Source organism: Catenulispora rubra (assembly GCF_015356825.1).
GTDB lineage: Bacteria > Actinomycetota > Actinomycetes > Streptomycetales > Catenulisporaceae > Catenulispora > Catenulispora rubra.
In genome coordinates, this window is sequence record NZ_JAACYW010000396.1 from 1 (window position 1) to 9,049 (window position 9,049).

The following is a 9,049-nucleotide window of genomic DNA, read 5'->3' on the forward strand; positions in this document are numbered from 1 at the left end:
GGCGGGAGGTCTGCTGGACATGATCACCCACGAGATCGCTCATATCGTGGAGAGCGCGGGGCACAACCGGGCGGGATCGCCGGCGTTCTCTATCTGGGGTGACAGTAAGTGGGCTGAGTACTTTCAGTACGACCTCTACACCGGGCTTCGCATGACGGTAGAGGCGCAGCGGGTCAAGGACCGGTTTTCGCGGGCTTCCGACGACTTCCCCCGGCAGGGCGCCTACTGGTTCCGCGACTGGTTCCTTCCGCTGTGGAACGTGACGCAGGGTCCTGAGGTGATGGCGCGGTTCCTCCGGCTTCTGGCCGCGGAGTTCCCGACGCGGGACGGTTTCACCTACTCCCGTCGGTTGAACTGGGGCGAGTACGTCCACTTCACCAGCGCTGCCGCGGGGCGCGACATGAGGCGGCAGGCGGAGTCGGCCTTCGGGTGGCAGGCGGACTGGACGGAGCAGTTGGACGCGGCGCGCGAGGCGTTTCCTCGGCTTACGTATGGACGCTGATCCGTCGGCGGCGGCGGTCGTTCGGGTGCCGGTCGGTCAGGTGTTCCATGAACGTTTCCAGCGACATGGCGCCGAGCGCACGCGGCGCCAAACGCGCGCACCGGATCGGCGTGCCGCTCATGCGCTCGGTGTGGCACGTTGCGCAGCACGACGTCGCCAACGTGCCGACCGACGGTGCGCTGCTACTGGCCAGCAACCACACCAGCTTTCTTCAGGGGATTGAGGGTATGGGCCGCCGGCAGAAGATCGCTGCGGTCAGTGAGGAGTTGCGCGTCCGGCTGGCGGCGCACGTGCAGTACGCCAGGGAGCTGACTGGGCGGGACGGTTGATTCGGGGTTGCTGGTCTCTGCGTGGGAGCTGGTGTCGGTGCCGGCGCCGGTGCCAGGTGCGGGTGATCTATGGTCTTACAGCCCGTTTTTTGACGGCTTCGCCAATGGTTGGATGGCCTCGCAGGGGACGCAGTTCGATTGAACGGCGCTGGTTGTGCTGGCGGCTAGCCGGTGTTCGCGTGCAAGACCGCGCGCCGGTCCGAGTCACTGCGCATGCGTTTGGTCTGGCGGGCGCCGGCCGCGTTTGGTGGGCGCCTTGAGGCCTCTGGCGGGCCTCCTCGACGAGGGGGCGACCCGCGCGTCCGGCAGTTTGCCGGCGGCCCGCGACTGTTCGGCTTTCTATCACGCTGTTGCCTACGTCGCGCTGCATGCTGGCGGTGCTGCTTGTGGTCACCGGGTTCTGGGTCCCTCGCCACGTCATCGCCGTAAACGGAACCAGAACCAAACCGCGCATGGTCCGGTCGGACCCGGCGAACCACGGCACCGGCCGGTCTGCCCCGTCGCCGCCCGAACCCCGAAAACAACACCCGCCCCAATCGAACCGGACCCGTGCGCGCCTCGTATGTCCACAGCGCCCGCAAATGACGCGGGCGCGGGTTTCCCCTTTGAGTGGAATGGATCCGGTTCATGATCAGATCTCGAACATCGGCGCGGTTCGGCGGGAAGCGGGCTGTGGGTTCGGCCGCTGCGGCTCTGCTGGCGCTGGGGGCGGCGGTGGGTGTGGGTGCTCCGGCGAGTGCTGCGGCTGTCGTCAAGATCAACTGTCCTTCGGCGGCCTGTGTTCAGGTGGCCTCCGGTGTGGGCGGCACTCCCTACTCGACCGTCGACGGTGCCGGCTCGCTGTACCTGACGTTCGGTGGTGGCGAGGCGTTCGGTGGCGAGTTGCACCAGGTCAACCTCAAGACCGGTGCGGTGCGTACGGTCGCCACGGGGCTGGGCAACCTGCGCGGGGTCGCCGTCGCGGGTGCGTATGCCTACGTCGCGAGCTTCGATGGGGCCCTTCAGAAGGTCGACATCGCCACCGGAAGTCACACCACGCTGGCTTCGGGTCTGCAGGCGCTGTTCGGCGTCGGCCGGCATGGCAACACCACGTATGCCACCGACGGACAGGGCGAGCTCATCGCCGTGCCGGATGGTGGGAAGGCGCGGGTGGTCTCCAGTGCGGTCGGTTTCTCGGAGGGCATCGCGTTCAGCGCCTCTGGTTTGGTCTACACCGCGGACATGGGGGCCGGGAACATCGTGGAGACGAATCCCGCCACCGGGGTGTCCCGGATTCTGGCCAGTCAGGCCTATGAGCCCACGTCGATCTCGGTCGGCACCGACGGACAGGTCTACTTCCTGTTCGGCGACGAGGTCATCCGCCTGAACCCGGCCACCGGGCAGCAGACGAACGTCCGTGACCTCGAAGACCCCGGCATCTTCGAGTTCTCGTTGACGCCGGGCGGCAGTACCGCGTACGCCGTGGACCAGGTCGGCGGTGTGTGGCGCATCAATGACGTGACAGGGCAGTAGCCCACGGTCGCGGTGAGCGCCCGGGTCGGCGCTCACCGCGCTGTTTCCCGCCGGCGCGGGACCCCCGCCGGATCACCCGCCGGCCGGACTCGTCTCGCCGGCGACGAACGGCTTCGCCAGCAGCCTGCCCTTCTCGCACACCATCGTCGGGCTGTCGAGCGTGACGCGCCCCCACATCGTGTCGCCGGGCAACTGAACCAGCGCGTGGACCGTCGTCGGCTCGCACCCGCCGGTCGACGGCTCGCCGGGACCGGGGACGTTCGGCGAGTACCGCACTTCGGCATGCACCCAGGCGCCGGGCGCGACGGTGACGGTGGCCACCGCCGTCGAGTCGTCCTTCTCCACGGTCGTCATCAGCGGGTGTTCGTCCGAGGCGAGCAGGGAGACGCCGGGGAATCCGGCGACGGTGCACGCGTGGCCGGAGGTGTTGCGCAACGCGATGTCGGCGACGACGTTGCCGCCCCCCTCGCTGCCCGGGACCACGCGCCAGGTGCCCGAGGGCATCTCAGCCGTCGAGCACGCCGAGCCTCCGGCGCCCGCCGGTGTCGAGGGCGCGGCGGCATCGCCTGTGCTCGAGGCCAGAGCTGGCGCGGAGGCAGGGCCTGCGCTGGGGGCACTGCCAGCAGTACCGCTGCCCCCTGACTGCGTTCTGTTGCTTCCCGAGCCTTGGCTGGAAGCGCCGCCCGAACATCCGGCCGTCAACGCGGCGGCGCCGAATGCCCCGGCGGCAATCGAAATGAGAACTCTGTTCATGGAACCGACCTTCCAGACGGCGATGGGGCTGTCATGCGTTGAAGTTATGGAAGTCAGAACTTCTACAAGTTGGACATATGGAAACTGTTTGCGGAGGATGAGCTCATCCGGTTCGGCACCATGCTGAACCACTTGACGATCACGGAGCCCGCCATGATGTCCGACCGCCTCCCACGCAGAGTGATCCGCGTGCTGGCCATATCAGGGTGCGCAGGACTGCTCGCCACTTCCGCCGCGTACGGTGCCGACCGGCCGAGCGCCAAGCCGTCGGCTTCGGGTGCGGCAGCGCAGACTGTGGCCCTGACCACGGAGACTAAGGGTGCGCACCACGTCCCCGGGCCCAACCCCTACCAGTACCTGCCGCGCGTCCCGTCCTTCCACGTCGGCAGCACCACCGTGAAGAACGGCCGGCCGCTGCCGCCGGACCAGCAGTCCGGCGTCTTCGGCGCGCCCGGCGGCAAGGACGTGTCGCCGGAACTGTCGTGGTGGGGCTTCCCGAAGGCCACGAAGAGCTTCGTGGTCACCATGTACGACCCGCAGGCCCCGACCGGCAGCGGCTTCTGGCACTGGGTCGTGACCGACATCCCCGCGAACACCACGTCCCTGCCGCTGAACGCCGGTGCGCCGAACAGCACCGCGTTGCCGGCCGGCGCGATAGAGCTCGGCGGTGACGCGGGAATGCACCGGTACATCGGCGGCGCGCCGCCGAAGGGCAGCGGCCTGCACTACTACTACATCACCATCACGGCCCTGGACGTCCCGAAGTCCGGCGTCACCGCGGACGCGAGCGGCGCCCTCCTCGGTTTCTCCATCTCCGGCCACACCATCGCCCGCGCGACGATCATCTGCCCGACCCAGCTGCGGTAGTCCGATCCGGCAGCCCGACGGCCGACGCCCACTCCAGCGAACCCGACCACGGCCTCGCCCGCAACCTCGACCACAGCCCCGCCCTCGACCTCGCCCTGTGTTCAGGGCGAGGTCGAGGTCTGTCGCGGCGCCGAAGCTCACTGCGCCGGCTGCTTGACCAGCTTGCCGTCGGCGCCCACGGCGAACCACACGTCGCTCAGGCCCTCGCCGTCGACCTCGCCGGGCGCGGCGTCGCCGACGTAGTAGTACAGCGGCCAGTTGTTGTAACTGGCCTGCGAGGTGCCGTCGGCGCGCGCCGTCTGGGTCAGCAGCGAGGACTGGATGCCGCTGCCGGCGGCGGCCGGGGCGGTGCTGATCAGGGCCGGCCAGGTGGCGATGCAGGTCCCAGTGCAGGAGCTGCTGCCGTTCTTGTCGTTGAGGAACGCGTACAGCGTGCGGCCGTCCTGGTCGGTCAGGATCGGGCCGAGGCTGGAGTCGCTGATCTTGACGCCGACCGGGCTCGCCGCGCCGGGCGCGGCGGCGCTGACCGTCGGCTTGGCCTTGTCGCCGCCGCCGCTGTGGCTCGAACCGGACCCGCCGCAGGCCGAGGTGAGCGCTGCGGCGGCGATCAGTGTGCTGACGGCGACGGTCGCGTTGGCGACGTGCACGAAACGGGAAGGCATGGTCTCTCCTTGGCTTCGGGACCTTGACGGCTCCACGTACGCGACGAAGCGCTCGGAAGTTCATCGGCGCCGAGAATCAATTCGCTGTGAACCGGTCGGCGCGGGGCTGCGTACCTCGTCGCGTCACCATGCCAATCCGAAGGGAATTCCGATGCGGAGACTCCTCACCGTCACGGCGATCACGCTCGCGGGTCTGCTGGCTGCGTCGACCGCGGCACAGGCCGCGGCCGCGCCGACCAGCGCCCCGAGCTCGTCGCCCACTTCTAGCACCTCAGCCGGCACGTCGACGGACATGCCGGGCATGACGATGCCCACCAACGCACCGTCCACCGCGCCCTCGCTGAGCCCGCAGCGCCAGGCCCAGATCGTGCGGGCCCGTCAGCGTCCGTTGTTCCTGGAGGCGCAGCTCTCCGGGGCCAACGAGGTCCAGGTGCCCGGCAAGCCGCCGGTCGGCGACCCGAAGGGCAGCGCGACCGGGATCGTGCGGGTCCAGGGCAACCAGGTCACCTTCGCCTTCTCCTGGCAGGGGATCAGCGCCCCGACGCTCGGCCACATCCACCAGGGCGTGACCGGGGTCAACGGCGACGTGAAGGTGCCGCTGTTCCTCACGCCGATGCCGAGCGGCGTCAGCGCGGCGGCCGGCGCCGTCACGGTGTCCGACCCGGCGATCGCCGACGCCATCCGTGCGAACCCGTCAGGGTTCTACCTCAACCTGCACACCAAGGAGTTCCCCGGCGGCGCGGTGCGCGGCCAGCTCACCAAGCTGCGCAAGGGTTCCTCGGACCTGCTGGACATGCTCGACGCGCGCGGCCTGCGCGCCAACCTCTCCGGTGACCAGGAAGTCCCGACGGTCGGCGGCCCCGCGGTCGGCGACCCGACCGGCCGCGCGGTGGCGTACATCCACCCGCAGGGCACCGAGGTCTCCTACGCCTTCGCCTGGATCGGCCTGAACCCGACGCTCGGCCACATCCACCAGGGTGCGTTCGGGACCAACGGCAAGGTCGTCGTCCCGCTGTTCACCAGTGCGATCCCGACCTCGGTCTTCGCGGTGGCCGGCACCGTGACCGGCGTCGATCCGGCGCTGGTGCGGCAGATCGACGAACACCCCAGGGACTTCTACACCAACCTGCACACCGCGCAGTTCCCCGGCGGAGCCGCGCGCGGGCAGCTCTTCGGGCACGTGCGCGACTAAGAGCTCGGTTGATGGCTCAACCGAGAACTAGCACGGCGAAGCGCGCCGCGGGTTCCACGAACCCGCGGCGCCTTCGCCATTGCGGCATTCCGCGCCAGGTCAGCGATCCGCCCAGCCGTGCGACTGCGCCAGCGCGACGACCCGCTTCCTGATGTCGAGGATCTGCGAGCCCAACAGCGCCGGATCGGTCCGGAGCAGGATCTCGGTGAGGTCGCGCTCCAAGTCCGCCACCGACAGCACGTCGCACATGTCGTCGGCGTCGTCGACCGGCGACCCGCTCCGCCTGGCGTCGGGCCGGTACCGGGCCGGCTCCGTCGACACCACGGTCACATTGGACGCCTTCGGCCCGCGATCGCCCTGGTCCGGGGTGTACTCGACGATCCGGCCCGCGACGATCAGGCTCTTGTCGTCCAAAAGATCGTTCACATGGAGGAACACATCCTCGCCCCCGGATTCGGGTGCCACGAACCCGTACCCCTTGATCCGATCGAACGAAACGACGGTTCCCCTCGCCACTGCAACCACCCACATTCCTCGACAGCCACCGGTAAGTCCGGGTCCACACGTTACCGATCCCTTCCATCGCCCGCCCGACGGAGGCCACAGCAGATGTGGCACGAACTCGAAACAGACTCGCCACAGCCGGTCCGAGCACTGGCCCAGAATCCTGAGCCGGACACCCGGATTCCCGGGTGGCCTGGGGCGGGCCGGCGCCGATGGGGTTGTTCTAGGTCGCTGCCGCCCGAGCACCGTGGCCTGGCGCCACGGTGCTCGGCACGTCCGCGTCGAGGGGCCGCGGCAGCCCTTCCGCTATTCATTAGGAAACTTTCCTAATAGGTCTGGACGGGGCGCTCCCGCTGCCCCTACAGTGCTCTCCACGAGCTCGTACCTGCACCTCAGCACCGCCTCGGCCGCATGTCCGTGCGGCGGGGTCCTTCTCGTCGGCGGCGGCACGGCCGCGCCGAAGTCATGGAGTGCCTGATGCGAGTTCCACTTCGTCCTGCCCGCGTGGCCAGACCCTTGCTGGTCCCGGCGTTGGTCGCCGCGACCGTCGCCGGCGGGTTGTGCGTGGTCGGTGCGACCGCGCCGAGTGCCGGTCCCGCCGTCGCGCAGCACCAGTCGTTCGTCCCCGCCGCCTTCGCGGCCGGCGGCGGGCTCACCGCCGATCAGCGCCGTCGGGCGGACCAGCTGATCAGCGTCTTCGAGAACAGCACGACCACCCTGCAGTACGGCTACGCCGAGAACATCAACGACGGCCGGGGCGTCACCGCGGGCCGGGCCGGCTTCACCACCAACGACGGCGACGCGCTGAAGGTGATCCAGGCCTACTCCGCCGTCTCGCCGGGCAACGTCCTCGAACCCTTCATCCCCGAGCTCCAGCGCCTCGCCGCGGCCGGCAGCGGCGACACCGCCGGCCTGCCCGAAGCCTCGTACATCGCCGCCTGGAAGCAGGCCGCCGCCGACCCGGTGTTCGACCAGGTGCAGGACGACCAGGTCAACCAGCGCTACTTCAGCCCGGCGATGGCCGATGCCGACCAGCTGGGTCTGACCACGGCACTGGCGCGCGCCGAGCTCTACGACGCCTCCATCCAGCACGGCAACGGCAGCGGCTTCGACGCACTGCCCGCGCTGATATCCCGCACCAACGCCGCGGTCGGCACCCCGGCCGCCGCCGGTGAGGCCGCATGGCTGAACGCGTTCTTCAACGTCCGCGTCGACGACCTGCAGAACCCGGCGAACAGCGCCACGCAGGTCGAATGGTCGCAGTCGGTGGACCGGGTGGAATGCCTGCGACGGATCGCCGCGACCGGCAACGTCAACCTCGACGGCCCGTTGAACATCACGGCCTTCGGAGTCAGCTACACCATCAGCTAGCAAGCGTCGGACACCGGAACACTGAGACAGCGAAACACTGAGACACCGAAACACCAGGACGCAAGCCGGTGGATCGCGCGGGAGTCAGCCACACGATCCACCGGCAGTCCGCACCCACGAAGATGAACCACACCATCCCCCCAGCCGTAACCTCTGATGGAACCGGCGGCAAACCGCCCCGAGAATGATGAGAACCGACATGAAGACAACCAGTAGGAGACCCACTCCCCCAGACCACGCCTGCACCCACCAGCCACACTGCCCCTCGGCGCAGGCACCGGACCACGACGCGGCCAGCATCCTCATGACGCACCCGAAGCAGGGCTGGTCGCTCCTGTGCAACGGCATCGTCACCTTCGACGACACCGGCGAACTGCTCCCCGACGGCCGCACGCTCACTCCGCACCGACCCACGGACGTCCACCACAACTGATTCAGCCTGCGTCACCACTGAATGTGCGGCCCACAACCCCGCCGCCTCAGTGGTAGCCCGGGTGTCGCTGCCGGTACTTCGCCGAGCTCGCCTTCTCCCCGCACGACGCCATCGTGCACCAGCGCCGCGAGCCCGGACGCGACCGGTCGACGAAGAACAACGAGCAGTCGTGCGCCGTGCACTCCCGGATCCGTAGCGCATAGGGACCGGTGAAGAGGTCGATCGCGTCGCGCGCGATCAGCGCGAGGATGCCGGCGAGCGCGGAGCCGTCGCAGGGCACTGCCGTGAACCCGTCCGCGCCGAGCAGCGGCGTCGGAGGCGCGGCGAGCGCCGCCGCGTTGACGGTGGCGATGTCCGCGGCCGGGTGCGTCGTGCCGTCGACGCGGGCCCGGGCCAGGCGATAGAGCGCCTCGCGGAGTGCGTGGGCGCCGCCGAGCAGTTCCGGAGTGATCTCGTCCTCCGGTTCCGGCAGTCCGGCGACGCGGCACCAGGTGCGCAGTTCGTCCGGGCCCGGCAGGAGTTCGCGGTCGCCGAGGCGCCGTTTGGCCACCGTGGCGACGAAGTCCAGGCAGATCCGGCCGGAGCGGAACGGGAACCCGGCCCGGCGCAGATCCTTGGTGGTCACCTCGCCCCCGACCCGGACACCGCTGCGCACCTGCGTGACGAATGCTTCGCTCATCGGGCCCCTTCGCCTCCTGATCCGTCGAACGGCGAACCGTTCTCGTGGTGAACATCCAGGTTAGCGCTGTATCTCAGCATGCGTGAGTGGTTTGACAACTCACGCGAGCGCCGTGAGACTAGTGTCCTGCGCCTGAAGTTCATTTTCTAAATGTAGAATATCGGGCATGCCGAGGACGGGACGGCCGAAGGCCGAGCTGGTGCTCTCCGATGATGAGCGGGCGCAGTTGGAGCGCTGGTCGCGGC

The 9,049-nt window shown here is 69.1% G+C and carries 10 protein-coding genes and 1 pseudogene; 7 read left to right on the plus strand and 4 right to left on the minus strand.

Going from position 1 to position 9,049, the window contains the following annotated elements:
• The 3 genes and pseudogenes from GWK61_RS50070 to GWK61_RS50080 all read left to right on the plus strand — a co-directional run.
• Positions 1-502 (plus strand): annotated as a pseudogene (locus tag GWK61_RS50070) (hypothetical protein); the annotation flags it as partial.
• 47 nt (positions 503-549) lie between these two features.
• Complete coding sequence (locus tag GWK61_RS50075; RefSeq protein ID WP_194920914.1) at positions 550-831, plus strand: hypothetical protein; 282 nt, start codon at positions 550-552, stop codon at positions 829-831.
• A 627-nt stretch (positions 832-1,458) separates the two neighbouring features.
• Positions 1,459-2,343 (plus strand): NHL repeat-containing protein, encoded by an 885-nt coding sequence (locus GWK61_RS50080; RefSeq protein WP_194920915.1) that lies wholly within the window; start codon positions 1,459-1,461, stop codon positions 2,341-2,343.
• 72 nt (positions 2,344-2,415) lie between these two features.
• Here the strand turns inward: GWK61_RS50080 and GWK61_RS50085 are convergent, their stop codons facing one another.
• Positions 2,416-2,847, minus strand: a complete 432-nt coding sequence (locus GWK61_RS50085; protein ID WP_194920917.1) for a DUF4232 domain-containing protein — start codon at positions 2,845-2,847, stop codon at positions 2,416-2,418.
• A 381-nt stretch (positions 2,848-3,228) separates the two neighbouring features.
• Between GWK61_RS50085 and GWK61_RS50090 the strand changes: the two genes are divergently transcribed.
• Entirely contained in the window at positions 3,229-3,963 is a 735-nt protein-coding gene (locus GWK61_RS50090; protein ID WP_228564284.1) for a YbhB/YbcL family Raf kinase inhibitor-like protein, read from the plus strand.
• A 137-nt stretch (positions 3,964-4,100) separates the two neighbouring features.
• On the opposite strand, the gene GWK61_RS50095 is transcribed toward GWK61_RS50090, so the two are convergent.
• On the minus strand, positions 4,101-4,625 hold the full coding sequence (locus GWK61_RS50095) for a COG4315 family predicted lipoprotein (RefSeq protein WP_194920920.1): 525 nt from the start codon (positions 4,623-4,625) through the stop codon (positions 4,101-4,103).
• 151 nt (positions 4,626-4,776) lie between these two features.
• Between GWK61_RS50095 and GWK61_RS50100 the strand changes: the two genes are divergently transcribed.
• Entirely contained in the window at positions 4,777-5,817 is a 1,041-nt protein-coding gene (locus GWK61_RS50100; RefSeq protein WP_194920923.1) for a CHRD domain-containing protein, read from the plus strand.
• Between the two features lie 99 nt (positions 5,818-5,916).
• Here the strand turns inward: GWK61_RS50100 and GWK61_RS50105 are convergent, their stop codons facing one another.
• Positions 5,917-6,348, minus strand: coding sequence for a cold shock domain-containing protein (locus tag GWK61_RS50105; protein WP_194920925.1), 432 nt, complete (start codon positions 6,346-6,348; stop codon positions 5,917-5,919).
• Between the two features lie 477 nt (positions 6,349-6,825).
• On the opposite strand from GWK61_RS50105, the gene GWK61_RS50110 reads away from it, so the two are divergent.
• On the plus strand, positions 6,826-7,692 hold the full coding sequence (locus GWK61_RS50110; RefSeq protein WP_194920927.1) for a chitosanase: 867 nt from the start codon (positions 6,826-6,828) through the stop codon (positions 7,690-7,692).
• Positions 7,693-7,891: 199 nt separating this feature from the next.
• On the plus strand, positions 7,892-8,125 hold the full coding sequence (locus tag GWK61_RS50115; protein ID WP_194920930.1) for a DUF5999 family protein: 234 nt from the start codon (positions 7,892-7,894) through the stop codon (positions 8,123-8,125).
• Between the two features lie 46 nt (positions 8,126-8,171).
• Here GWK61_RS50115 and GWK61_RS50120 read toward each other — a convergent pair whose 3' ends face one another.
• A complete protein-coding gene (locus GWK61_RS50120) occupies positions 8,172-8,804 on the minus strand; it encodes a CGNR zinc finger domain-containing protein (RefSeq protein WP_194920942.1) in 633 nt (210 codons plus the stop codon).
• Positions 8,805-9,049 lie beyond the last annotated feature (245 nt).